Genomic DNA, 24,796 nt, shown 5'->3' with positions numbered 1-24,796 from the left:
GCGTCGGCCAACGGCCTGAGCCAGGCAGGCTCAGTTCAGGTTCAGCGCCGGGATCAGGCTGCTGTCGAGTTCCTGGCCAGGGACCGGAACCGGTGCGGCCAGCCCCAGGTTGTTCTTCTCGAATACCCGGTCGGCGCGGTAGCTGGAACGCACCAGCGGACCGGCGGCGACTTCCATGAAGCCCTTTTTCAGACCGATCTCGCGGAAGCGGTTGAACTCTTCCGGGCTGACCCAGCGCCTGACCGGCAGGTGATTGCGCGTCGGTTGCAGGTATTGGCCGAGGGTGAGGATGTCCACACCAATGGCGCGCAGATCATCCATGGTCTGCAGCACTTCCTCGTCGGTCTCGCCCAGGCCCAGCATCAGACTGGTTTTGGTCAGTACCTGCGGGCGATGCTGTTTGGCGTGCTTGAGTACATGCAGGGTCTTCTCGTAGCCGGCGCGGGGGTCACGCACCTCATGGGTCAGGCGCTCGACGGTTTCGACGTTCTGTGCGAACACTTCCAGTCCCGAGTCCACGACCTGCTCGATGGCGTGCAGATCGCCGTCGAAGTCCGGGGTCAGTGCTTCGACCACGACCTGCGGGGTGTTCTGCTTGATGGCCTGCACGCAGGCCGCGTAGTGACTGGCGCCACCGTCGGCCAGGTCATCGCGGTCCACCGAGGTCAGTACGATGTAGCGCAGGGCCATCAGTTCCACCGACTTGGCGGTGTTCTGCGGTTCTTCCAGGTCCAGCCAGCCGTTGGGGTTGCCGGTATCCACCGCGCAGAAGCGGCAGGCTCGGGTGCAGACCGAGCCCATCAACATGATGGTGGCGGTGCCGTTGGACCAGCATTCGCCCATGTTCGGGCAGTGTGATTCCTGACAGACCGTGCTCAGGCGATGTTCGCCGACATTGCGCTTGACCGCCTCGAATCGGCTGCCGCTGGGTGCCTTGACCCGCAACCACTTGGGCTTGGGTTCGAAAACCTGAGCCTCGCTCGACGCGCGGCGCTTCTGACCATCCTTGATCGCGGTAATGCCCTGGGCGGTGCGGAATTTCTCGCCGCTGGCTACGGGTTTGGACGGGGGCGTGTCGGACATCGGCAGTCTGGGCTCCGGGTGAGGCTCAGTGGGCGGGGCGGCTTGTGGCCGCCGCGCAGTTTATCACAGCCTGACCGGCTGGTCGGGCTTGGGGTTGGGCTTCAGCGCTTGCGCAGTTCAGTCAGCAGTTGGGGCGTCGGATAACCATCGGCCGGCCAGCCTAGGTGCTGCTGGAAACCCCGCACGGCGCGGCGGGTGTTGGCGCCGATGATGCCGTCGGCAATCCCCGGATCGAAGCCCAGCCGGCTCAGCTGCTCCTGCAGTTCGATGCGTTCATGGCGCGAGAGCGGCTTGTCGCCCCGTGGCCATTGCAGGGCGAGCTGCTGGCCACGAATGGCATCGCTGAGCAGGCCGATGGCCAGCGCGTAGGAGGTCGAGTTGTTGTACTTGAGAATGCTGTTGAAATTGCCGAAGACCAGGAACGCCGGGCCACGGTGGCCAGCCGGCAGCAGCAGGTAGCCGCGGTCGTCAGGTGCCAGCCCCTGTGGAGTGCCCTTGATGCCGAGGGCGTACCACTGGGCGTAGGTCTTGCGAATGCCGGTGTCGGCCAGTGCATAGTCGAAGTTATCCGGCAGGGCGACCTGGAAACCCCAGGGTTTGCCGGCCTGCCAGCCGGAGGCCTGCAGATAGTGCGCGGCGGAGCCGAGGGCGTCGCTGGCCGAGTTCCAGATGTCGCGGCGGCCATCGCCGTCGAAGTCCACCGCATGGCTGGCAAAGGTGGTCGGCATGAACTGGGTCTGACCCATGGCGCCGGCCCAGGAGCCGATCATGCCGCGGGCACTAATGTCGCCGGCATCGAGGATGCGCAGAGCGGCGAGCAGTTGTTCCTGCCAGAAGTTGGCGCGGCGACCGGCATAGGCCAGGCTGGCCAGCGAGCGGATGACGCTCTTGTTGCCGATGTTATGGCCGAAGGCACTTTCCATGCCCCAGACCGCTAGCAGCACCTGAGCATCTACGGCATAGCGCTGCTCGATGGCGCTGAGGGTGACGGCATGTTCGCTCTGCAGCTGCTGACCGCGCTTGACCCGGCTGGCCGAGACGGCGCCGTCCAGGTATTCCCACACCGGGCGGGTGAATTCGGGTTGGCTGCTGTCGGCGGCAATGACGCCGGGATCGGGTTCAAGGCCGGTGAGGGCGGCATCGAGGGTCGCGACGCTGATACCCTGGGCCAGAGCCAGGCGGCGGAAGTCACTCTGCCAGGCGCTGAAACTCTCATGGCGGGCCGGTGTGTCGGCCGGGCTGCTCGCGGTGCTCTTGGCCTGTGCGGCAACGACCGGGGTGGGCGCTTGGGTCGGGCTCGTCGAGTTGCTCGTCGCGGGCGGGGTGCTGCTGCAGGAGCAGAGCAGGGCGAAGGCGATGGCAAAGCCAAGGCGGTTGGGGGACAGCATGGACATGGGTGTTCCTGAACCAGCGGACAGGTCGCTACCCTAGCACGAATGGGCTTTTCAGGCCGCCAGAAACACAGAAGCCTCCCAGTTTTGCTGGGAGGCTTCGCGGCGGTAGCTGCCTTTTCCTTTCTTTGGTTGTTCCTGGCGGCAGCGGAACAGCGGTTGGGCAACCAGGGATTTGGCCTGATTCGGTCGTCGTTTGCGGGGCTTGGCCATGTGCGAGTTCCTCGATGAACACCAGCGGGTTGCTGGCGTGCGGAGCATGCGCGGCTGGTCAAAAAATGTCCAGCTGCCGTTTACTCGGCGGGCAAGTGCAGGCGCTGACCGGCCAGCAGCAGGCACAGGCGGCTGAGGCCGTTCCACGGCGAACCTTCGGCCTGGCCCTTGATCTGCGCGTCGATACGCTGGGCATCCCCCAGCATCTGCTGCCAGCGGGCATGCGGATGGCGCTGCAGGGCCTTGGACAGCAGCGGCCGACGCTTGTCCCAGACCGGCGGACGGCAACTGGCGAAGGCCTTGTCCATCGGCACGCCGGCGGCAAACTGCTGAGCGAGCCCCGCCAGCAGGCGGATCTCCCGGGCCAGGGCCCAGAGAATTACCGGTGCTTCGACTCCCTCGCCGCGCAGCCCTTCGAGCATGCGCAGGCTGTGCTGGGCTTCGCCGTTGAGGGCGGCATCGATCAGGCCGAACACGTCGAAGCGTGCACTGTCGGCAACTGCCGCCTGCACGGTGGCGGCGTCGATCTGATTGCCCTCGGCCATCAGCTTGAGCTTCTCGATTTCCTGCTGGGCGGCCAGCAGGTTGCCCTCCACACGAGCGGCGATCAGCTCGACCGCTTCGGGGCTGGCGGCCAGGCCGGCATTGGCCAGGCGCTGGCGAATCCAGGCGGGCAGCTGGCTGCTCTCCACTGGCCAGATCTGCACGAACTGGCTGTGCTGGCCGTCGATCAGCGCCTTGGCCCACTTGGTTTTCTGCGTGCTGCCATCGAGCTTGGGCAGGCTGATCAGCAGCAGGGTGTCCTCGGCCGGGCGGGCCAGGTAGTCGAGCAGAGCAGCAGCGCCCTTGTCGCCAGGCTTGCCGCCGTCGATACGCAGCTCGATAAGCTTCTTTTCGGCGAACAGCGACAGGCTGGCGCCGGCCGCATAGAGCTGGCCCCAGTCGAAGTTCTTGTCGACATGAAATACCTGGCGCTCGCTGAAACCCTGGGCGCGGCAGGCGGCGCGAATGGCGTCGCAGGCTTCCTGGCAGAGCAGGTGCTCGTCACCGCTGACCACGTAGACCGGGGCCAGCTGGTTTTGCAGGTGTTTGCCGAGTTGCGCGGGGTTGAGTTTCATTGCGGAGCGAGCTTCGTCAGGTGTGAAAAGGGCCGGTTACCCGGCCCTTGTCTGCTTACTGGCTGATCGGCAGTTGGATCGGCGATTGCTGCGGCTGCTCGGCGCGGGCCTTGGCGGCTGCCTCCCGGACATCGGCTTCGGCCTTGGCCTTGGCGCGCGCGGTGGTTTCCAGTTCGGCCAGGCGCTCCGGGTTGATCAGCTGCAGACGCATGGCCATCTGCTGCACCAGGTCGCGGCGGATCTCACCACGCAGCTGGGCGGCTTCTTCGTCGGAGCCGATCAGGTTGTTGCCGTCCTGCACATAGACCTTCTGCACTTCCACCTGATCCTGCAGCAGGAGCAGGCCGTCGCGGCTCTTGATCTGGTAGTCGAGGGTGCTGGTCAGCTGGGTTTCCGCGCTACGGGTATTGGTGGTGTAGCTGGCGGTACGCTGGCTTTCCTGTTCGTTGGCCAGGTCCAGAGTGTAGGGCGCCGCGGTGCTGACCTTGACTTGGCTGCTCTGCAGCAGGTCGCGCAGTTGCTTGAAGGTTTCGCCGTAGCTGTTGCGCGCCGTCAGGTTAATTTCCTTGATGGCGAACTGGGTGTCGCCGGTACCGCGCAGCTGAAAGCCGCAGGCGCTGAGGACGGTGGCCAGGCCGATTACCAGCAGATTCCGTTTCATCATTCTCTCTTTCCCCTTGCTGAGTTCCGCCGCAGCGCGGGCTGCGACGGCCTGGATCAGTTGGCGACTATTCAGTTGGCAACAATGTTGACCAGTTTGCCTGGCACCACGATGACCTTGCGAATGGTCAGGCCGTCGAGGTAGCGCAGGACGTTTTCGTTGCCGCGTGCTGCCGCTTCGACCTCTTCGCGGCTGGCGGCGGCCGGAACTTCGATCTGGCCGCGCAGTTTGCCGTTGACCTGGATGACCAGGGTCAGGCTGTCCTGCACCAGAGCGCTTTCGTCGACCTGAGGCCACTGGGCGTCGATGATGGCACCGCTGTTGCCCAGTTCCTGCCACAGCGCATGGCTGATGTGCGGGGTGATCGGGGCCAGCAGCAGGGCCACGGTCTGCAGGCCTTCCTGCAGCAGGGCTCGGTCCTGTTCGGTGGCGGTGGCAGCCTTTTCCAGCACGTTCATCAGGGTCATCACGGCGGCGATGGCGGTGTTGAACTTGTGGTGCAGGCCGACGTCATTGCTGGCCTGCTTGATGGCCAGGTGGATGGCGCGGCGCACGGCCTTCTGCTCGTCGTTCAGGCTGGCAACATCCAGCGTACCCGGCAGACCGGCGCTGACATGGCTGTGGGCCAGGCGCCAGACACGGCGCAGGAAGCGGCTGGCGCCCTCGACGCCGGAGTCGGACCACTCCAGGCTCATGTCGGGCGGCGAGGCGAACATCATGAACAGGCGGCAGGTGTCGGCGCCGTAGGCGTCGATCATGGCCTGCGGGTCCACGCCGTTGTTCTTCGACTTGGACATCTTCTCGGTGCCGCCGATCTCCACCGGCAGTCCGTCGGTTTTCAGCTTGGCGCCGATGACCTTGGCTTTGGCGTCACGCTCGACTTCCACGTCGGCCGGGTTGAACCAGTCCTTGCCGCCGTTTTCCAGGGTGCGGTAGTAGGTCTCGGCGACCACCATACCCTGGGTCAGCAGGTTCTTGAACGGCTCATTCGAGCTGACCAGACCTTCGTCGCGCATCAGCTTGTGGAAGAAGCGTGCGTACAGCAGGTGCAGGATGGCGTGCTCGATGCCGCCGATGTACTGATCGACCGGCAGCCAGTGGTTGGCCGCTTGCGGGTCGACCATGCCGCCGGTGTATTGCGGCGAGGCATAGCGGGCGTAGTACCAGGAACTTTCCACGAAGGTGTCCATGGTGTCGGTTTCGCGCTTGGCGTCGGCACCGCACTTCGGGCACTTGCACTGGTAGAACTCGGGCATCTTGGCCAGCGGGCTGCCGGCGCCGTCCGGCACCACGTCTTCGGGCAGGACTACCGGTAGTTGGTCTTCCGGCACCGGCACGTCGCCGCAGGTGTCGCAGTGGATGATCGGGATCGGGCAGCCCCAATAGCGCTGGCGGCTGATGCCCCAGTCGCGCAGGCGGAACTGGGTCTTGCGCGCGCCGTGGGCGCTGGCTTCCAGATCGGCAACGATGGCGTCGAAGGCGGCGCTGAAGTCCAGGCCGTCGTATTTGCCGGAGTTGATGGTGGTCAGGCCGGCCTTGTCGCCGTACCAGTCCTGCCAGGTGCTGGCGTCGTAGTCCTTGTCCGCCGCGACATACACCTGCTTGATCGGCAGGCCGTACTTGCTGGCGAATTCGAAGTCGCGCTCGTCGTGTGCCGGCACGGCCATCACCGCGCCTTCGCCGTAGCCCCACAGCACGTAGTTGGCGACGAATACCGGCAGCTTGTCGCCGGTCAGCGGATGGATGACGAACTGGCCGGTGGCCACGCCCTTCTTCTCCATGGTCGCCATATCGGCTTCTGCGACCGATCCTGCCTTGCATTCGGCAATGAACGCAGCGATGGCCGGATTGCTTTCGGCCGCGCGCTGCGACAGCGGGTGCTCGGCGGCCACGGCCACATAGGTGGCGCCCATCAGGGTGTCGGGGCGGGTCGAGTAGACCTTCAGCTGGCCTTCGATACCGATGCTGGCAACATCGTAGTCGAACACGATGTCGGCGCCGAAGCTCTTGCCGATCCAGTTGCGCTGCATGGTCTTGACCTGCTCGGGCCAGCCTTCCAGCTCGTCCAGGCTGCTCAGCAGCTCTTCGGCGTAAGCGGTGATCTTGAAGTAGTACATCGGGATTTCGCGCTTCTCGATCAGCGCGCCCGAACGCCAGCCACGGCCATCAATGACCTGCTCGTTGGCCAGTACGGTCTGGTCGACCGGGTCCCAGTTCACGGTGCCGTTCTTGCGGTAGATCACGCCTTTCTCGAACAGGCGGGTGAACAGCCACTGTTCCCAGCGGTAGTAGTCCGGCTTGCAGGTGGTGACTTCGCGGGTCCAGTCAATGGCCAGGCCCAGCGATTTCAGCTGGGACTTCATGTAGTCGATGTTCTCGTAGGTCCACTTGGCCGGCGCGACCTTGTTCTTCATGGCGGCGTTTTCCGCCGGCATGCCGAAGGCGTCCCAGCCCATCGGCTGCAGCACGTTCTTGCCCTGCATGCGCTGGTAGCGGGCGATCACGTCACCGATGGTGTAGTTGCGCACGTGGCCCATGTGCAGCTTGCCGCTCGGGTAGGGGAACATCGACAGGCAATAGAAGGTGTCCTTGCCCGGTTGTTCACTCACGACAAAGGATTTCTGCGCGTCCCACTGGGACTGCGCGGCGGCTTCGATATCACGGGGCGAGTACTGTTCGTGCATGGCTTCTGGCGCTGGGGAATGGGCTTACGGATAAACGCCGTAGGATACATGAGGCAGGCACTGCGAGGGAAATGCCGCCAGGCCGTGTCGGTTGGCTGACGATGCCCTCAGTGCTGAGCGCAGGTCGACAAATTTCTGTCTTGTTGGTCAGATTGTCGTGCCGTTTGTCGCGCTGGACCTGCGCCGCGGAGAGTGCTGACTAAGCTCATGACAATGGCCTCAGCGGCTTGTGGTACAGGGTTGTTGTCATGATGGAGTCGAGAAGGTCGGAACCGGCTGGTGGATTGTACGAGCGCTTGCTGCAGCGTCTCGCCCTGGCCCTGGATGAGGCGGAAAGTGCGCGCCGACTGCGCGACATCGAACCGCAACTGGTCGAGCTCAAGGGCTTGACCAATGCCGAGATGGAGCTGATTCAGGCTTACCTGGAGCGTGACCTGCACTGGCTGCAGGGTTGGCATGCGGCCGCGGCGGAACTGGAGCAGTTGGAGCATCAATCCATGCGCCAGGCGCGCACCATGGGGGCGCGAGTCAATGGCAAGCAGCCGCGCCCGGCTGCCAGCAAGCTGGTGCTGGTCAAGCCGCGCCTCAAGCGCCGCCAGCAGCTGTGCTGCGCCATGTGTGGCACGCAGGTGCCCTGGCTGCGCGGGCAGGGTGTGACGCCTTGCCCGGCCTGCGGCTCGCAGCTGTTTCGCGCCAGTGCACCGCGCTAGCAGGTCGTTGAGAAACGTTGGCGAGGCAGCCAGTGCAAGGCAAAAACAGGTGAAGAAGCGCAGTTACGAGCGGTAAATGAGCATTCTGAGCCTGTTTTTAACGCTGCGATGGCAACGTAGGTAGTTTTTCAGCGGCTTGCTAGGCTAGTACCCTCTTCCGGGAGGGCCTATGCCGATTCGATACCTCTTCAAGCAGTTTTTCCTGCCGCCTGGGCTGTTCCTGCTCATGCTGCTGGCGGCCTGGTGGCTGCGTTGGCGTTATCCGCGGCTGGCCAGGGGCGGCTTTGTCGGTGGCTTGCTCGGCTTGTGGCTGATGTCTCTGCCGATCGTGGTGGAGTGGGGCGGTCGGGCCTTGGAAAACGATGCGCCCTTGCCGCAGTCGGCCTGGACGCAGTTGCAGCGGGAGGCTCAGGCCATCGTGGTGCTGGGCGCAGGCCGCGAGCGCGGCGATCCGGCCTGGGAGGGCGATCAGCCCAGTCATCTGGCTGCTGAGCGACTGCGTTATGCGGCACGTCTGGCCAAGGCCAGTGGCCTGCCCTTGCTGGTTACGGGTGGGTTGCATTACGGCCAGCCACCTTCCGAGGCCGCATTGATGGCGGAGAGTCTGGCGCGCGACTACGGCATCACGGTGCGCTGGCGCGAGGAGCGCAGCCGTACCACCCGGGAAAATGCCCTGTTCAGCGCGCCGCTGCTGCGTGAGGCGGGTGTGCGGCGCGTTGTGCTGGTGACGCAAGCGGCGCATATGCCGCGAAGTCGTTGGTGCTTTGAGCGGCAGGGGCTGCAGGTGGTGGCCGCGCCTGTTGGCTTTCTCGGTGTCGCCAATGCCCGCCCCTTCGGCGGCTGGCTGCCAGAGGGCAAGGCCTTCTGGCAGAGCGCGCAGTTGCTCAATGAGGCGCTGGGCCGCCTGCTGTATCCCTGGCTGTACTAGTCAGGCTTACAGCGCCTTGCTCAGGCGGCTGGTCAGGCGCGCCCACAGCAGCAGAGTCAGGCATAGACCGATCAGCGGCCAGCTGCCGTAGCGCAGATAGGGCGTGAGCCCCTGCATGGCGCTGACTTCACCCTGCAGGACGGCGCGCTGGAATTGCGGCACCTGGCGGGTGATCTGCCCTTGGGGATCGATCAGTGCGGTGACGCCGTTGTTGGTGGCGCGGATCATCCAGCGCCCGGCTTCGAGGGCGCGCATCTGTGCCATCTGCAGGTGTTGCAGCGGGCCGATGGAGCGACCGAACCAGGTGTCGTTGCTGACCGTCAGCAGTAGGTCACTGTCTTTGGCCAGGCTGGCGGCGAACTCCGGGTAGACCACCTCATAGCAGATGTAGGGCGCGATTTTCAGGCCTTTGGCCTCCAGCAGCGGCTGGTCGGCCGGACCGCGGGCGAAGTCCGACATCGGCAGGTCGAAGAAGGCGATCAGGCCGCGCAACAGGTCCTGTAGCGGCACGTATTCGCCGAATGGCACCAGTTTCTGCTTGAGGTAGGTACCGCTGCCTTCACCCACCACGGTGATGCCGTTGTAGTAGCGCTTCTCGCCGCGCTCGTTGACCTCACGCACCGGCACGCCGGTGATTAGCGCCGACTGGCGATCACGGGCGAACATCGCCATCACATTCAGGTAACCCTCGGCGTATTCCTTGAGTACCGGCACGGCGGTTTCCGGCCATACCAGCAGATCGGCCCTGGGGCTGTTGAAGCTCAGCTGGCGATAGAGGTCGAGCTGCATCTCCAGCTGCCGCGGGTCCCACTTCATCTGCTGTTCGATATTGCCCTGAATGGCCACCACCGACAGCGGCTCACCCTTGCTCTGGGTCCAGGCATGGCCCTGAAGTGCCAGACCAGCCAGCCAGGGTGCAACCAGCAGGGTGGCAGCGGCCAGCAGGGCGGGTTTGCGGCTCAGCAGGCGAGGCAGGTTGACCAGCAGAGCGGCGCTGAGGGCCAGGGTGAAGGTGATCAGCCAGACACCGCCCAGCGGCGCGAGTGGCGCCAGCGGGCCATCCAGCTGGCTGTAGCCGGCGTACAGCCAGGGAAAACCGGTGAGGAACCAGCCGCGGAAAGCATCCAGCGCCACCCACAGGGCGGCGAACGCCAGGGCATCGGCCAGTGGTGCTTCGGTGCGGCGCAGCCAGCGCGCCCAGAGGGCAGCAGGCAGGGCAAAGAAGAAGGCGATGGCCATGGAAAACGCCAGCATCAGCAGACCGGCCAGTGCCGGTGATGCCGCGCCGTAATCATGGATGCTGACGTAGATCCAGCTGGTACCCGCGGCGAAGGTGCCCAGGCCGTACCACCAGCCGCGCCAGAGGGCCGCGTGGGTCGGCAGCTCGCGCAGGCCGAGGTAGATCAGGCCCAGTGACAGCAGAGCCAGCGGCCACCAGCCAAAGGGCGCCAGACTCGGCGTCATCAGGGCGCCGGCGGCAGCGGCGAGCAGGTGTCCGGGCCAGCCGGGAGCAGTAATCCAGCGCATAGCGATCCTTGAGGGTGGTGCAAGGCCGCCAAGGCTACTGGTCGAAGGCTAAAAGCAAAAGCCCCAGCAGGCGGGGGCTTGGTATCACGGTATTGCCGGTGCTCAGCGTTCCAGCGGGGTCAGGCGCAGCAGGTGAATGCGGCGGCTGTCGGCGTTGATCACGCGGAAGCGGTAGCCGGCTAGCTCCAGGCTTTCGTTGCGCTTGGGCACGTGGCCGAACTCGTCCATCAGCAGGGCGCCGATGCTGGTGCAGCCGTCGCTTTTCAGGTCGGTATCGAAATGCTCGTTGAAACTGGCCAGCGGGGTCTGTGCCTTGACGATGAAGTCGCCGCTGGGCAGGTCCTTGAAGTAGCTGTCCTGCTCGACGTCGTGCTCGTCCTCGATATCGCCGACGATCTGCTCCAGCACGTCCTCGATGGTCACCAGGCCGGCGACGCTGCCGTATTCGTCGATGACGATGGCCATGTGGTGGCGGTTGGCGCGGAACTCGCGCAGCAGCACGTTGAGGCGCTTGGATTCGGGAACGAAGGTGGCCGGGCGCAGCATCTCGCGGATGTTGAAGTCTTCACGGCCGCGCAGCAGCAGGGGGAGCAGGTCCTTGGCCAGAAGGATACCGAGCACATCGTCGGCACCATCGCCGATCACCGGGTAGCGCGAGTGTGCCGAGCTGGTGACCGCCGGGAGGAATTCCTCGGGGCTCTGGCTGGCCTTGATGCTGATCATCTGCGAGCGCGGAATCATGATGTCGCGCACCTGCAGGTCGGCGACCTGGATGGCGCCTTCGACAATCGACAGGGCCTCACTGTCGAGCAACTTGTTCTGGTGCGCCTCGCGCAGCAGCTCCAGTAGCTCCTGGCGGTTCTTCGGTTCATGGGCAAAGGCCTGGAAGATTTTACTCAGCCAGGACCTGTGCCCGTTACTCGATCGGTCTTCGCTCATGCGGTGTTACTCGGTCTCTTCGTCGTCGCGGTAAGGGTCGGGATAACCCAGTTCCGCCAGCAATTGTCGTTCCAGGCCTTCCATTTCCTCAGCTTCCTCATCGTCGATGTGGTCGTAGCCGAGCAGGTGCAGGCAGCCGTGGATGACCAGATGGGCCCAGTGGGCCTCCAGTGCCTTGTTCTGTTCGCGGGCCTCGTGCTCGACCACCGGGACGCAGATCACCAGATCGCCCAGCAGCGGAATGTCGAGCAGCGGTTCGCCGTCCGGCCCGTCCGGTACTTCGGCGGGGAAGGACAATACGTTGGTGGCGTAGTCCTTGTGCCGGTAGGTGCGGTTGAGCTCCTGACCTTCTTCTGCATCGACCAGGCGGATGGTCAGCTCGGAATCGGCTGTGCGCTGGCGCAGGGCCAGTTCCACCCAGCGACGCAGTTGCGCCTCAGCGGGTAGGTCGCTGGCCTCGGTGGCCAGTTGCAGGTCAAGTTCGATCACGGGCGCGGCTCCTGGTCCTGGCGGGCGGCCTGGCGTTCGGCCCGCTCACGCTCGGCGGCGCTGTCGAAACGCTCATAGGCTTCGACGATGCGCTGCACCAGCGGGTGGCGGACCACGTCCTTGGATTCGAAATGGGTGAAACCGATACCCGGTACGTCCTTGAGCACTTCGATCACATGGCGCAGGCCGCTCTTGGTGCCGCGGGGCAGGTCGACCTGGGTGATGTCGCCGGTGATCACGGCGGTGGAGCCGAAGCCAATCCGGGTGAGGAACATCTTCATCTGCTCGGTGGTGGTGTTCTGACTCTCGTCGAGAATGATGAAGCTGTTATTAAGGGTACGGCCGCGCATATAGGCCAGCGGGGCAACTTCGATCACCTGCTTCTCGATCAGCTTGGCCACCTGCTCGAAGCCGAGCATCTCGTACAGCGCGTCGTACAGCGGGCGCAGGTAGGGGTCGATCTTCTGCGACAGGTCGCCGGGCAGGAAACCGAGTTTCTCGCCGGCCTCGACTGCCGGGCGCACCAGCAGGATGCGGCGGATTTCCTCGCGCAGCAGCGCGTCCACCGCGCAGGCCACCGCCAGGTAGGTCTTGCCGGTGCCGGCTGGGCCGATGCCGAAGTTGATGTCGTGGGCCAGGATCGATTTGACGTAGCGCTGCTGGTTGGCGCCGCGCGGCTTGATCATGCCCTTGCGCGTCTTTAGCGAAACCATCTGCTCCGGCGCTGAATTATTAAGCGCCTCCACCCCAGACTCCTGGAGAAACAGGTGAACCAGATCCGGCGACAGCTCGGTGGCTTCGGTCTCACGGTACAGGCGGCGCAGCAGCAGCTCGGCGGCATGGCTGCGGTGGCCTTCGCCGACCACTTCGAACTGGTTGCCGCGGTTGCGGATTTCCAGACCGAGGCGTTGCTCGATCAGGCGCAGGTGTTCATCGAACTGCCCGCACAGGTTGGCGAAGCGCTTGGCTTCGAAAGGGTCGAGGGTGAAGCGGTGCAGTTCCAGGTTCGCGTTCAATGTGCTGTTTGGCCGAGGGCGATGGGAGTTCAGGATAAACCCGGTTGGCGGAAGGTGAAAGTTCCGCCGGCCTGGGCTTTAGATCAGACTTTGGTCGAGCAGGCTGCCGCGCAGCGAGTGGGGCAGGGCGTCGTCGATCTGCACGTCGACGAACTGGCCGATCAGGCTCGGGGTGTTGCAGCGGAAGTTGACCACGCGGTTGCTCTCGGTACGGCCCTGGAGCATGCCTGGGTCCTTCTTCGAATAGTCGGTGACCAGAATGCGCTGGGTGGTGCCGACCATACGCCGGCTGTTCTCGAAGCCCAGCTGGGCGATGCGTGTCTGCAGGATCGACAGGCGCTGCTTCTTCACCTCTTCCGGGGTGTCGTCGGCCAGGTCGGCGGCCGGGGTGCCGGGGCGCGCGCTATAGACGAAGGAGTAGGAGAAGTCGAAGCCGACGTCCTCGATCAGCTTCATGGTCTGCTCGAAGTCCTTCTCGGTCTCGCCGGGGAAGCCGACGATGAAGTCGGTGCTGAGCAGAATGTCCGGCACCGCCGCCTTGAGCTTGCGGATGCGCGACTTGTATTCCAGTGCGGTGTGGTTGCGCTTCATGGCCGCGAGGATGCGGTCCGAGCCGGACTGCACCGGCAGGTGCAGGTACTTCACCAGTTTCGGAATGTCGGCATGGGCCTGGATGATGGCGTCGGAGAACTCCAGCGGGTGGCTGGTGGTGTAGCGGATGCGCTCGATGCCGTCGATCTCGGCCACCGCGTAGAGCAGCTCGGCGAAGTCGGCGATATGGCCGTCCGGGGTCGGGCCGCGGTAGCCGTTGACGTTCTGCCCGAGCAGGGTCACTTCCTTCACGCCCTTCTCGGCCAGCTGGGTGATTTCCAGCAGCACGTCGACCAGCGGCCGGCTGACTTCCTCGCCGCGGGTGTAGGGCACCACGCAGAAGGTGCAGTACTTGCTGCAGCCTTCCATCACCGAGACGAAGGCGCTGGGGCCGTCGACGCGGGCTTCGGGCAGGTGGTCGAATTTCTCGATTTCGGGGAAGCTGATATCGACCTGCGCGGTCTTCGTGGTGCGCGCTGCGTCGATCATTTCCGGCAGGCGGTGCAGGGTCTGCGGGCCGAACACCACATCGACATAGGGGGCGCGGTCGCGGATGGCGGCGCCTTCCTGGCTGGCCACGCAGCCGCCAACGCCGATCACCAGCTCCGGGTTTTCCAGCTTCAGCTCGCGCCAGCGGCCCAGTTGGGAGAACACCTTGTCCTGCGCCTTTTCACGGATGGAACAGGTGTTGAGCAGGATCACGTCGGCTTCGGCCGGATTTTCAGTGACTTCCATGGCCTGGTGTTCGCCCAGCAGATCGACCATGCGCGAGCTGTCGTACTCGTTCATCTGGCAACCGTGGGTTTCGATGTAAAGCTTCTTGGCCATGGGTGTTTCACTGGGGGTAATGACAGGACCGCGCATTATAGTGACCGTCGGGCAGCCTTCCTAGCTCCGCGTGCCCAGCGGCTGTTATGATGCGCGCCCCGTTTTTCCGGCGTCACTTCCCCAGCATGAACAAGCGTGAAAACCCCATCTTCAAGGTGATCTTCCAGAGCCAGGGCCAGGTCTTCGAGATCTATGCCAAGCAGATCTTCCAGAGCGAACTGTGGGGCTTTCTCGAGGTGGAAGAGCTGGTGTTTGGCGAGCGCAGCCAGATGCTGGTCGACCCCAGCGAGGAAAAGCTCAAGGCCCAGTTCGACGGTGTGCTGCGCAGCTTCATCCCGATGCCCAGCATCATTCGCATCGACGAAGTCGAGCGCATCGGTACCCCAAAGGTGACCGAGGCGCAGGTCGGCAATGTCATGCCTTTCCCGATGCCGCCGATTCCCCAGCGTTAAAGCCTCAGCAGGTCAGCTTCGCGGCCGGCCAATACGGTGTCATGCGCCTGCAGCAACTCGATATAGCGCTGCGCTGGTCGTGACAGGCGTCGTCCCTTCAGCCAGGCCACGCCAAAGCGCCCGTGTAGGCCAGGATCGAGTTGCGGCAGGGCGACCAGGCGGCCATCGCGCAGTTCCTCCTCGGCCATGAACAGCGGCAATACGGCGACCGCATCGGAATGCAGCAGAATGCTCTTGAGCGTCGGCGAGCTGTCGCAGGTGATGCTCAGCTTCAGTTGCTGACGCAGCGTCTGATGTAGAGCGTGGGGCAGCCTGTCGAGAAACTGCCGGCTGACGGCCGGGGGCAGGTTGGGCCCGGCCAGCGGGTAATCCAGCAGCGCCGGCAGTGACAACTCGGTCTGTCGGCTCAGTGGGTGGCCGGCACGGCACACCGGCAGCGTCAGGTGTTCGCCAAAGGGCAGGCGCTCATAGTCTTCCAGTGTCTCGATTTCATGCAGGTCGGCGACCAGCAGGTCGATCTCCCGGCGCTGCAGGCGTTCGGGCAGTTCCAGCCAGGGCGCGATGATCACCTCCACATGCAGCTGCGGATGCTGTTGGCACAGTTGGCCCACCGGTGCGCCGACCAGCGCGGCACCGGCAAAGGGGCCGGCGCCGATGCGCAGTTCGCCCAGCTCCATGCCGCGGGCCAGTTGCAGATCACGCTCCAGTTCGGCGGCGGCCAGATTCAACTGACGGGCATGGCGTAGCAGCAGTTCGCCCATGGCGGTGGGGGTGACATCCCGGCGGCTGCGGTCGAACAGGGTTTCGCCGAAGTGCGATTCCAGAGCCTGGATACTGCGGCTCAGCGCGGGCTGAGTCAGGTGCAGGGCCTCGGCGGCACGGGCGAAATTGCGGTGCTCGGCCAGTGCCAGCACATGGCGCAGGTGGCGCAGGTCGATCATGATGCCTTCGTGTAATGGTTTGAATGATTTAAATGCATTGGACTCATTGTATGCGCTGAGCAATGCTCTGCCCATAACGAGCAGAACTGAGGACCTCGTCATGTCCAATGCATTACGTGTACTGGCTTTGCCCCTGTTGCTGGGGCTGGCTGCCTGTGATCAGTCCGGGTCTTCCGCACCTGTTGCCGGCGGCGTAGCTGGCAAGGCCAGCGAACAGACCCGTGCGGCCAACGCGGACGTGGCTGCGCGTTATTCGCTGGATATCGAGGCCGAGCTGAAGAATGTGCGGCGCGGTCTGATTGCCTCGCCCAGTGGCCAGGTGCGCGATAGCGAAGGCAACCTGGTGTGGGATTTCGAGGGTTTCAGTTTCCTTCAGGGGCAGGCTCCGGATACCGTCAATCCGAGTCTGTGGCGCCAGGCCGTGCTGAACAATCAGGCGGGTCTGTTCAAGGTCACCGAAGGGATCTGGCAGCTGCGTGGTTTCGACCTGGCCAACCTGACGCTGGTGCAGGGCAAGAGCGGCTTGATCGTGATCGACCCGCTGACCGCACGCGAGACCGCCGAATATGCGATTGCCTTTGCCCGCAAGCATCTGGGCAACCAGTCGGTATCGGCGGTGATCTTCACCCACAGCCATGTCGACCACTTCGGCGGTGCGCTGGGCGTGTTGAGTGCCGAGGAGGCCCGCGCGCGTCAGGTGCCGGTAATTGCGCCGTCCGGGTTCATGGAGGAGGCCACCAGCGAGAACCTGATGATGGGCGTGGCCATGGCCCGCCGTGCCACCTACATGTACGGCAAGCTGCTGCCGCGCTCGCCCGAAGGCGCCGTGGACACCGGACTGGGCAAAGCCGTGGGCTTTGGCCACATGGGCGTGCTGCCACCGACCCGGCTGGTCAGCCAGCCCAGCGAGGAGGTCGAGGTCGACGGAGTACGCTTCGTCTTCCACAGCGTGCCCGGCAGCGAGGCGCCGGCCGAGATGACCTTCGCGCTGCCCGATCTGAAGGCCTTCGGCGGTGCGGAGCTGCTGTCGCAGACCATGCACAATCTTTACACCCTGCGCGGCGCCAAGGTGCGCGACTCGCTCAAGTGGTCGGACTATATCGAGGCAACCCGTGCGCAGATCGGCGATGCCGAGGTGCTGTTCAACCAGCACCACTGGCCGATCTGGGGAGGCCAGTCGATCGACGAGTTCCTGGTGGCCCAGCGTGACGTCTACCGTTACATGCACGACCAGACCGTGCGCCTGATGAACGAGGGCTACACAGCTCCGGAAATCGCCGAAATGCTCAAACTGCCGGAGTCGCTGGAGCGTCACCTGCACGTGCACGGCTACTACGGCACGCTCAAGCACAACGTGCGTGGCATCTACCAGTTCTATCTGGGCTGGTTCGACGCCAATCCGGCCAACCTCGACCCGCTACCGCCGGTGGAGGCTGCCAAGGGCTATGTGGCGCTGGCCGGTGGTCCCGACAAACTGCTGAGCGCCGCCCGCGAGGCCTATGCCCGCGGTGATTACCGCTGGAGTGCCGAGCTGAGCAAGCAACTGGTGTATGCCGATCCGGGCAATCGCGATGCTCGTGAGATCCAGGCGCAGGCGTTCGAGCAGATGGGCTATGTGGCCGAGTCGGCGCCCTGGCGCAACTTTTACCTGACCGGCGCCCAGGAGCTGCGTCAGGGTCGGCCCAAGGAGGGCGTCACCCCGGTGATGATGCTGGATCTGCTGGCACACACCGAGACCGAGCTTTTCCTCGATGTGATGGCCACCAAGCTGCGCGCTGAAGACGCCAAGGATCTCGGCCTGCGCATTGCGCTGAACTTCTCCGACAGCGGCGAGCGTTATCTGCTCTGGCTGGAGAACTCGGTACTGCACCACCGCCGGCTGGCCGAGGGCGAAGAGGTGGCGACCGATGCCGGGTTGACCCTGACCAAGGGCTTCTTCCTGCAGATGGTCAGCGGTCAGGCGGGCGCCAAGGACCTGCTGACCTCCAGCGAAGTCAGCCTGCAGGGCAGTACGCTGGATCTGGCGAAGTTCTTCGGTCTGCTGGGCAAGCCGGACGGCACCTTCCCGATCGTCACCCGCGAGTTCTGAGTCAGTTAGGTGCCTGCAGCAGGTCCAGGGCCTGCTGCAGCACCTTCATCGAGCCGGCGTGATCACCTGCCTTGTGCAGGGCCTCTCCCTCCGCCCGCAGTCGGCGGACCTCGGCCAGCTGTTCGACACTGACAGCCGGGTTTTCGGCGAGCAGGGCATCGATACGCGCCATGTCCTGCGGACAGTGCATGGCCCACAATCCGGTACTCATCAGCAGACTGGCGACAAACAGGCAGGTCCGGCGCATGGCGGCGACTCCTTTGAGCTGTAGGGTCAGCCTAACGCGTGGCGGGAGCTTGCCTGGTCCGGCTGCCGAACGGTCAAAAAAAGACCCCGCCGGGGCGGGGTCTGAAACGTGCAGAGCACGCACCTTGAGCTTTAGTGGTGGGGTCGACTGACCCGGTCCAGCAGGTAGACCAGCGAGTGGTAGTCGATGCCGCTGTGGGTCGACAGGCCGATCTCGCAGGTGCGACTGGTCGAGATGCCTTCCTCACAGATCTGAACTGCATCCTTCAGCGAACGTAGCGCATGGGCGTTCAGCTCTGGCGTGGTAAAGCCCTTGTCGCCGGCGAAGCCGCAGCAATGGATTCCCTCCGGGATCACCACCGTCTTCGCGCAGCGCCGGGCGATCTCGATCAGGTGCTCGGCCTCGCCCAGGTGCTGGGTGGAGCAGGTGACGTGGACCGCCACCGGCGCTTCCTGTGGGGTGATCTCCAGCCTGTCCAGCAGCTCTTCGCGGATGAATTTCACAGGGTCGTACAGGCGCAGTCGTTGGTCGGCGTTGCCCTGTACCAGTCGCAGGGTGCAGGGGCTGGTGTCGCAGTAGATAGGGTCCTGGCCGTTGCGGCTGGCGCTGAGCAGGGCTGCCAGCAGCTCGTCGCGCTTGGCGTCGCCCTGCTGCGCATAGCCCTTGGAGGTGAAGGGCTGGCCGCAGCAGAGGTTGTCCAGCTCCGCGGGGAAGATCACCTCGAAGCCGGCCTTCTCAAGCAGGGCGCGGGTCTTGTCCAGCAGGCTGGTCTGCTCGGCATCGGCGAAGGCCGGGCCCATGGCGCGCGATACGCAGGCGGGCAGGTAGACCACCCGCGGTTTGTCGCTGGGCGCTGGCGCAATCCATTTCAGTGGCTGCACCGGCTGCGGCATGGCGGGCGTCCACAGCGGTGTGCCGAATTGCTGGTGCAGACCGGCGGCCCAGCGCGCCAGGCGCGGCGCACCGAGCAGGCGGCGGGCGCTGTCGGCGGCCAGCAGGCCGAGGCGGGCGCCCTTGAGGGCCGTGGCGAAATGCCCGGCCAGCCAGTCGGCCGTGCCGCTGTGCTGCGCCTGTTGGCCGCGCAGCTTGCGCACCAGCTCGCCGGTATTGATGCCCACCGGGCAGCGCTGGGCGCACAGGCCGGTGGCCGCGCAGGTGTCGAGGCCGTGGTGCTGGTAGGCGGCTTCCAGCTCGCGGGTGTCGATGCCCGCGCGTTTCCTGGCCTGGATATCGCGCCAGATGACGATGCGCTGGCGCGGCGTCAGGGTCAGGCCGCGCGAGGGGCAGACCGGCTCGCAGAAGCCGCACTCGATGCACTTGTCGACGATCGCGTCGGCGGCCGGCAGCGGCTTGAGGTTTTTCAGGTGCAGCTCGCGGTCTTCGGAGAGGATCACGTCCGGATTGAGGATGCCTTGCGGATCGAGCAGGCGCTTGATGGCCCACATCAGTCGGTAGGCCTCGCTACCCCACTCCAGCTCCACAAAGGGCGCCATATTGCGTCCGGTGCCGTGCTCGGCCTTGAGCGCGCCGCCGAACTCCACCGCCACAAGTTGCGCTACCTCACCCATGAAGGCGTCGTAGCGGGCGACTTGGGCCGGGTCGTCGAAGCCCTGGGTGAAGACGAAGTGCAGGTTGCCTTCCAGGGCGTGGCCGAAAATGATCGCTTCAAAGTAGCCGTGGCGATCGAGCAGTTCGAGCAGGCGGTTGACGCCCTCGGCCAGTGCTTCGACCGGGAAGGTCACGTCCTCGATAATCACCGTGGTGCCGGTGGCGCGTACCGCGCCGACAGCGGGGAAGGTGTCCTTGCGCATCTTCCACAGCTGGTTGTACACGGCGGGGTCGCTGCTGAAGTCGACGCGCTTCTCCAGCGGGAATTCGGCGATGGAGGCCATGATCCGTTCGATCTGCTCGGCCAGCACGGAGGCCGAGGCGGCGCGCGACTCGATCAGCAGGGCGCAGGCGCCGTTCGAGAGGCTTTTGACCCACTCGGGCATGCCGGGCTTGTCCTGCACCGAGCGCAGGCTGCGCCGGTCCAGCAGTTCCACGGCCGATACCGGCTGCTGCCTGAGCACCGGTACGGCACGGCAGCAGCTTTCCACATCGGGGAATACCAAAAGCGCGCTGGCCTTGTGCGGGTGTTCGGGCACGGTGTGGTAGGTCACCGCGCTGATAAAGCTCAGTGTGCCTTCGGAACCGACCATCAGGTGGCTCAAGATATCCAGCGGTTCATCGAAATCGACCAGCGCATTCAGCGACAGGCCGGTGGTGTTCTTCAGCCGGTACTTGTGGCGGATCTTCGCCGCCAGTTCGGTGTTGGCGCGGGTCTGTCGGCCCAGTTCGGCCAACTGCGCCAGCAGCCCCGCATGGCTGGCGCGGAAGGCCGTGACGCTGGCCGAGTCTTCGGTATCCACGAGCGTGCCGTCGGCCAGCACCAGGCGCAGGCCGGCCAGGGTGTGGTAGCTGTTCTGCGCGGTGCCGCAGCACATGCCGCTGGAGTTGTTGGCGACTATGCCGCCGATCTTGGCCGCGGCGATGGACGCCGGATCGGGGCCGATCTTGCGCTGCAGCGGGGCCAGTACGGCGTTGGCGCTGGCACCGATCACGCCCGGCTGCAGGCGGATCTGTGCGCCGCCCGCGCGAATCTCGCGGCCGTTCCAGTTGTCGCCGAGCACGATCAGCACCGAGTCGGAAATCGCCTGCCCGGAGAGACTGGTGCCGGCGGCGCGGAAGGTCACCGGCACGCGGTGGGCGCCGGCCAGCTTGAGCAGCTCGATCACCTCCCGCTCGCTTTCGACGCGGATCACCAGCTGCGGAATCAGCCGGTAGAAGCTGGCGTCGGTGCCGAAGGCCAGGGTCGACAGCGGGTCGTCGAAGCGCCGTTCTTCCGGGATCAGGCGGGCGGTGGCAGCGAGAAAGGCGGCAGGCAGGCTCATGGCGGCTCCGGGGTCAGGACGCAGCGTGGCGCAGTTCGCGCACCAGTGAGTCGGCGCCGATCTCGCCGATCGAGCGGGCGCCGGTGAGGGTCATGGCCACGCGCATTTCCTTGTCGAACAGCTCCAGCAGGTTGCTCACCCCGGCACCGCCGGCAGCGGCCAGGGCGTAAACGAAGGCGCGGCCGAGCATCACCGCGTCGGCGCCGAGGGCAAGCATGCGCACCACGTCCAGGCCGGTGCGGATGCCGGAGTCGGCGAGAATCTTGATCTCGCCCTTCACCGCGTCGGCGATGGCCGGCAGGGCGCGGGCGCTGGACAGCACGCCGTCGAGCTGGCGACCGCCGTGGTTGGACACGACGATGCCGTCGGCGCCGAACTTCACCGCGTCGCGGGCATCCTCGGGGTCGAGGATGCCCTTGATCACCATCGGGCCGTCCCAGAAGTCGCGGATCCACTCTAGGTCTTTCCAGGAGATCGACGGGTCGAAATTGGCGCCCAACCAGCCGATATAGTCGGCCAGGCCGGTGGGGTTGCCACGGTAGGTGGAGATATTGCCCAGGTCATGAGGCTTGCCCAGCAGGCCCACGTCCCAGGCCCAGGCCGGGTGGGTCATGGCCTGCAGCACACGACGCAGGGCGGCGTTGGGACCGCTCATGCCGGAGTGGGCGTCACGGTAGCGCGCGCCGGGGGTGGGCATGTCAACGGTGAACACCAGGGTGGTGACGCCGGCGGCCTTGGCGCGCTCCAAGGCGTTGCGCATGAAGCCGCGGTCCTTCAGCACATAGAGCTGGAACCACATGGGCCTGTCTATGGCCGGCGCCACTTCCTCGATGGGGCAGACCGAGACGGTGGACAGGGTGAAGGGAATGCCCTTGGCCGCTGCCGCCTTGGCTGCCTGCACCTCGCCGCGGCGTGCGTACATACCGGTCAGGCCGACCGGGGCCAGGGCCACCGGCATGGCCAGCTTCTCGCCGAACAGCTCGGTTTCCAGGCTCAGCTCGGCCATGTTCTTCAGCACGCGCTGGCGCAGGGCAATGTCGGCCAGGTCGGCGACGTTGCGCTTGAGCGTGTGCTCGGCATAGGCGCCGCCGTCGATGTAATGGAACAGGAAGGGCGGCAGCTTGCGCCGGGCGGCTTCGCGGTAGTCGGTAGAGGCGGAGATGATCATGGCTGCAGATTTCCCTGAGCTGAGGCCGGGCCTTGCGGCCCGGCGGTAAACCTTAGTGCACCAGCATGCCGGTGAAGACGTAGGCCTGGGCCAGGGTGATCAGGCCGACGAAGGTGGCGAAGATCAGGCTGTGCTTGAGGGTGAAACGGAACAGGTCCGACTCGCGGCCGACCATGCCGGTGGCGGCGCAGGCTACGGCGATGGATTGCGGCGAGATCATCTTGCCGGTCACGCCGCCGCTGGTGTTGGCGGCCACCAACAGGGTGTCGTTGACCCCGATCTGGTGCGCAGTGGTGGCCTGCAGCGAGCCGAACAGGGCGTTGGACGAGGTGTCCGAGCCGGTGAGGAACACGCCCAGCCAGCCGAGGAACGGCGAGAAGAACGGGAACAGCACGCCGGTGCCGGCCAGCACCAGGGCCAGGGTGGTGGACATGCCGGAGAAGTTGGTGACGAAGGCGAAGGCCAGCACCATGCCGATGGAGAGGATCGGCCACTTCAGCTCGACGAAGGTTTCCTTGAGGGTGCTCAGACCGCTCTTCAGGTCGATCTTCAGTACCAGCATGGAAATCAGCGCGGAGAAGAAGATCGCCGTACCGGTGGCCGAGATCGGGTCAAGCTTGAAGATGGCTGGGATAGCCGTGGCGTTGGTCACGATCGGCGCGACCTTGATCACCAGCTGGTCGAGGTGCGGGATGGCGAAGAGGAACACCAGCTGCTCGAGCGCACCGCCGGGGGCGAACAGGGCCTTGAACGGCTTGAGGGTCCAGATTGTCACCAGCACGGTGAGGATGAGGAACGGCGACCAGGCCTTGAGGATTTCTCCGAAGCTGTACGGCGAGGGCAGGGTACTGCGCGCGCCGCCGAAGCCGCCAGCGAAGGCGCTGACCTCGGCACTGACGCCGGCAACGGCGGCCTTGGCTGCGCGGGCCGGTTGCCAGACCTTGAGGAACAGGGTCAGGCAGATCAGACTGACCAGTGCCGAGGTGATGTCCGGCAGTTCCGGGCCGATGAAGTTGGAGGTGAAAAATTGAGTGACGGCGAAGCTGGCGCCGGCGACCAGCGCGGCCGGCCAGGTTTCCTTCACGCCTTTCCAGCCATCCATCATTGCCACCAGCCAGAACGGCACGATGATCGACAGCAGCGGCAGCTGGCGCCCGGTCATGGCGCCGATCTTGAAAGCGTCGATGCCGGTGACCTGGCCGGCCACGGTGATCGGGATGCCCAGAGCGCCGAAGGCCACCGGCGCGGTGTTGGCGATCAGGCACAGGCCGGCTGCATACAGTGGGTTGAAGCCGAGGCCGACCAGCAGGGCCGCGGTGATCGCCACTGGCGCGCCGAAGCCAGCCGCGCCTTCGAGGAAGGCGCCGAAGGAGAAGCCTATCAGCAGCACCTGCAGGCGCTGGTCGTCGGTGATCGACAGCACCGAGCTGCGGATCACCTCGAACTGGCCGCTTTTCACCGTGAGTTTGTAGAGGAAGACCGCCGCGACGATGATCCAGGCGATGGGCCAGAGGCCGTAGGCGAAGCCATAGCCGGCGGCGGCGAAGGCCATGTCGGCGGGCATGCCGTAAGCGAGGATGGCCACACCCAGGGACAGCGCCAGGGTGATGCTGCCGGCGACGTGGCCCTTCATGCGGAATACCGCCAGGGCGAGGAAGAAGAAAATGATCGGGATCAGCGCGACCAGCGCCGAGAGTCCCAGTCCGCCAAGCGGGGTGTAGAGCTGCTGCCAGGTGTTCATGGTGGTGGCTTCCGGATTGTTGTTGGCTTGCCGTTCTGGCCGGGTGTCGCGGGTGAGGGCAGCGCGCACCTGGCAGAGTTGCTGGTTAATTGGTAATACCAATTTACAAGACTGCCCGGTCAGAGTAAGAGTGACGTTCCGGCCTGTCAATTTGCCGGTCTTCGACTTTGGTCGAATAAGCCAGGCTTGCCGGGCTTTGTGCGGCGGCGATAGGCTTGGCGGCAAGTGCCGAAACAGAGCGATTGAACTGGTCAAACCAGTGGGAGAGGGGTGATGGAAGTGGGTCAGGTGCGGCAGCGCCGTCTGTCGGATGACATCGTTCTGCAGCTGGAGGCGCTGATTCTCGAAGGCAGCCTCAAGGCTGGCGAACGGTTGCCCGCCGAGCGTGTCCTGGCCGAGCGTTTCGGCGTGTCACGGCCGTCGCTGCGCGAGGCGATCCAGAAGCTGGTGGCGCGCGGCCTGCTGGTCAGCCGGCAGGGCGGCGGCAACTACGTGGCCGAGCAGGTCGGCTCGACCTTCAGCGACCCGCTGCTGCACCTGCTCGAAGGCAATCCCAGTGCCCAACGTGATCTGCTGGAGTTCCGCCATACCCTGGAAGGCTCCTGTGCCTACTACGCCGCGCTGCGGGCCACGCCACCCGATCACCTGCGCCTGCGTGAGGCCTATGAGGTGTTGCAGGCCTGTTATGAAACGGACGGCACGGCTACTCAGGCCGAGGAGGGCGCCGCCGATGCGCGCTTCCATCTGGCCATTGCCGAAGCCAGCCACAATGCCGTGCTGCTGCACACCATCCGTGGTCTGTTCGACCTGCTCAAGCACAACGTGGTAACCAACATCGGTGGTCTCTATCTGCAGCGCAGCGAGACCCGCGAACGCCTGCGCGAGCAGCACCGGCAGCTGTTCGAGGCGATCATCGAGGGGCGTGCCGAGGATGCGCGTGAGTGTTCGCAGCGGCATATCGACTATGTGCAGGAAGTGCTGCACGAAGGCGGCGAGGAAGCCAAACGCATGGCGCGGGCCCAGCGCCGCCAGGGGCACTGAGGGGCG

General features: G+C 65.0%; 21 protein-coding genes. 5 read left to right on the top strand and 16 right to left on the bottom strand.

Features of this window, described 5'->3' with window-relative positions:
- Nucleotides 1–30: 30 nt before the first annotated feature.
- The 6 genes from lipA to leuS form a co-directional block, all read right to left on the bottom strand.
- Nucleotides 31–1,083, bottom strand: coding sequence for a lipoyl synthase (gene lipA, locus HNP49_RS12360; RefSeq protein ID WP_184683668.1), 1,053 nt, complete (start codon nt 1,081–1,083; stop codon nt 31–33).
- Nucleotides 1,084–1,184: 101 nt separating this feature from the next.
- The gene (locus HNP49_RS12355) at nt 1,185–2,477 is read right to left on the bottom strand and encodes a lytic murein transglycosylase (protein ID WP_184683666.1); all 1,293 of its coding nucleotides are present in this window, start codon (nt 2,475–2,477) and stop codon (nt 1,185–1,187) included.
- 51 nt (nt 2,478–2,528) lie between these two features.
- Nucleotides 2,529–2,687 carry an alternative ribosome rescue factor ArfA gene (arfA, locus tag HNP49_RS12350; RefSeq protein ID WP_095940237.1) on the bottom strand — a complete coding sequence of 53 codons (159 nt, stop codon included), beginning with the start codon at nt 2,685–2,687 and terminating at the stop codon, nt 2,529–2,531.
- Between the two features lie 80 nt (nt 2,688–2,767).
- Nucleotides 2,768–3,805 (bottom strand): DNA polymerase III subunit delta, encoded by a 1,038-nt coding sequence (gene holA / locus HNP49_RS12345; RefSeq protein WP_184683664.1) that lies wholly within the window; start codon nt 3,803–3,805, stop codon nt 2,768–2,770.
- A gap of 55 nt (nt 3,806–3,860) precedes the next feature.
- A complete protein-coding gene (gene lptE, locus HNP49_RS12340; RefSeq protein ID WP_184683662.1) occupies nt 3,861–4,469 on the bottom strand; it encodes an LPS assembly lipoprotein LptE in 609 nt (202 codons plus the stop codon).
- A 68-nt stretch (nt 4,470–4,537) separates the two neighbouring features.
- Nucleotides 4,538–7,150, bottom strand: coding sequence for a leucine--tRNA ligase (gene leuS, locus HNP49_RS12335; RefSeq protein ID WP_184683660.1), 2,613 nt, complete (start codon nt 7,148–7,150; stop codon nt 4,538–4,540).
- 248 nt (nt 7,151–7,398) lie between these two features.
- Here leuS and HNP49_RS12330 point away from each other — a divergent pair, with 248 nt between their 5' ends.
- Nucleotides 7,399–7,860: a hypothetical protein gene (locus tag HNP49_RS12330; protein ID WP_184683658.1), complete on the top strand. Its 462-nt coding sequence runs from the start codon at nt 7,399–7,401 to the stop codon at nt 7,858–7,860.
- 169 nt (nt 7,861–8,029) lie between these two features.
- The gene (locus HNP49_RS12325) at nt 8,030–8,788 is read left to right on the top strand and encodes a YdcF family protein (RefSeq protein WP_184683656.1); all 759 of its coding nucleotides are present in this window, start codon (nt 8,030–8,032) and stop codon (nt 8,786–8,788) included.
- A gap of 6 nt (nt 8,789–8,794) precedes the next feature.
- On the opposite strand, the gene lnt is transcribed toward HNP49_RS12325, so the two are convergent.
- The 5 genes from lnt to miaB form a co-directional block, all read right to left on the bottom strand.
- Nucleotides 8,795–10,315, bottom strand: coding sequence for an apolipoprotein N-acyltransferase (gene lnt / locus HNP49_RS12320; RefSeq protein WP_184683654.1), 1,521 nt, complete (start codon nt 10,313–10,315; stop codon nt 8,795–8,797).
- 102 nt (nt 10,316–10,417) lie between these two features.
- Nucleotides 10,418–11,254 carry an HlyC/CorC family transporter gene (locus HNP49_RS12315; RefSeq protein WP_184683652.1) on the bottom strand — a complete coding sequence of 279 codons (837 nt, stop codon included), beginning with the start codon at nt 11,252–11,254 and terminating at the stop codon, nt 10,418–10,420.
- Between the two features lie 6 nt (nt 11,255–11,260).
- The gene (ybeY, locus tag HNP49_RS12310) at nt 11,261–11,743 is read right to left on the bottom strand and encodes an rRNA maturation RNase YbeY (RefSeq protein ID WP_184683646.1); all 483 of its coding nucleotides are present in this window, start codon (nt 11,741–11,743) and stop codon (nt 11,261–11,263) included.
- A complete protein-coding gene (locus tag HNP49_RS12305) occupies nt 11,740–12,759 on the bottom strand; it encodes a PhoH family protein (protein ID WP_184683645.1) in 1,020 nt (339 codons plus the stop codon). Before HNP49_RS12305 ends, ybeY begins: the two co-directional genes overlap by 4 nt.
- A 78-nt stretch (nt 12,760–12,837) precedes the next feature.
- Nucleotides 12,838–14,178, bottom strand: coding sequence for a tRNA (N6-isopentenyl adenosine(37)-C2)-methylthiotransferase MiaB (gene miaB / locus HNP49_RS12300; RefSeq protein ID WP_184683643.1), 1,341 nt, complete (start codon nt 14,176–14,178; stop codon nt 12,838–12,840).
- 125 nt (nt 14,179–14,303) lie between these two features.
- On the opposite strand from miaB, the gene HNP49_RS12295 reads away from it, so the two are divergent.
- Nucleotides 14,304–14,630, top strand: a complete 327-nt coding sequence (locus HNP49_RS12295; RefSeq protein WP_184683641.1) for a DUF1820 family protein — start codon at nt 14,304–14,306, stop codon at nt 14,628–14,630.
- Here HNP49_RS12295 and HNP49_RS12290 read toward each other — a convergent pair.
- Nucleotides 14,627–15,571 (bottom strand): LysR family transcriptional regulator, encoded by a 945-nt coding sequence (locus tag HNP49_RS12290; RefSeq protein WP_184683640.1) that lies wholly within the window; start codon nt 15,569–15,571, stop codon nt 14,627–14,629. The two genes, HNP49_RS12295 and HNP49_RS12290, sit on opposite strands and share 4 nt — an antisense overlap.
- Nucleotides 15,572–15,671: 100 nt before the next feature.
- Here HNP49_RS12290 and HNP49_RS12285 point away from each other — a divergent pair, with 100 nt between their 5' ends.
- The gene (locus tag HNP49_RS12285; RefSeq protein WP_184683638.1) at nt 15,672–17,660 is read left to right on the top strand and encodes an alkyl/aryl-sulfatase; all 1,989 of its coding nucleotides are present in this window, start codon (nt 15,672–15,674) and stop codon (nt 17,658–17,660) included.
- Between the two features lies 1 nt (nt 17,661).
- Here the strand turns inward: HNP49_RS12285 and HNP49_RS12280 are convergent, their stop codons facing one another.
- The 4 genes from HNP49_RS12280 to HNP49_RS12265 form a co-directional block, all read right to left on the bottom strand.
- Nucleotides 17,662–17,907, bottom strand: a complete 246-nt coding sequence (locus HNP49_RS12280; protein ID WP_184683637.1) for a hypothetical protein — start codon at nt 17,905–17,907, stop codon at nt 17,662–17,664.
- Between the two features lie 131 nt (nt 17,908–18,038).
- Nucleotides 18,039–20,840 carry an FAD-binding and (Fe-S)-binding domain-containing protein gene (locus HNP49_RS12275; protein WP_184683635.1) on the bottom strand — a complete coding sequence of 934 codons (2,802 nt, stop codon included), beginning with the start codon at nt 20,838–20,840 and terminating at the stop codon, nt 18,039–18,041.
- Between the two features lie 13 nt (nt 20,841–20,853).
- A complete protein-coding gene (lldD, locus tag HNP49_RS12270) occupies nt 20,854–22,008 on the bottom strand; it encodes an FMN-dependent L-lactate dehydrogenase LldD (RefSeq protein WP_184683633.1) in 1,155 nt (384 codons plus the stop codon).
- 52 nt (nt 22,009–22,060) lie between these two features.
- Entirely contained in the window at nt 22,061–23,749 is a 1,689-nt protein-coding gene (locus HNP49_RS12265) for a lactate permease LctP family transporter (protein ID WP_184684109.1), read from the bottom strand.
- Between the two features lie 273 nt (nt 23,750–24,022).
- Between HNP49_RS12265 and HNP49_RS12260 the strand changes: the two genes are divergently transcribed.
- Complete coding sequence (locus tag HNP49_RS12260) at nt 24,023–24,790, top strand: FCD domain-containing protein (protein WP_184683631.1); 768 nt, start codon at nt 24,023–24,025, stop codon at nt 24,788–24,790.
- Nucleotides 24,791–24,796 lie beyond the last annotated feature (6 nt).

The sequence above is a fragment of the Pseudomonas fluvialis genome, from assembly GCF_014207935.1.
Lineage (GTDB): Bacteria > Pseudomonadota > Gammaproteobacteria > Pseudomonadales > Pseudomonadaceae > Aquipseudomonas > Aquipseudomonas fluvialis_A.
Note: the sequence above shows the minus strand (reverse complement) of the source record. Positions and strands in the feature narration are given on the sequence as shown.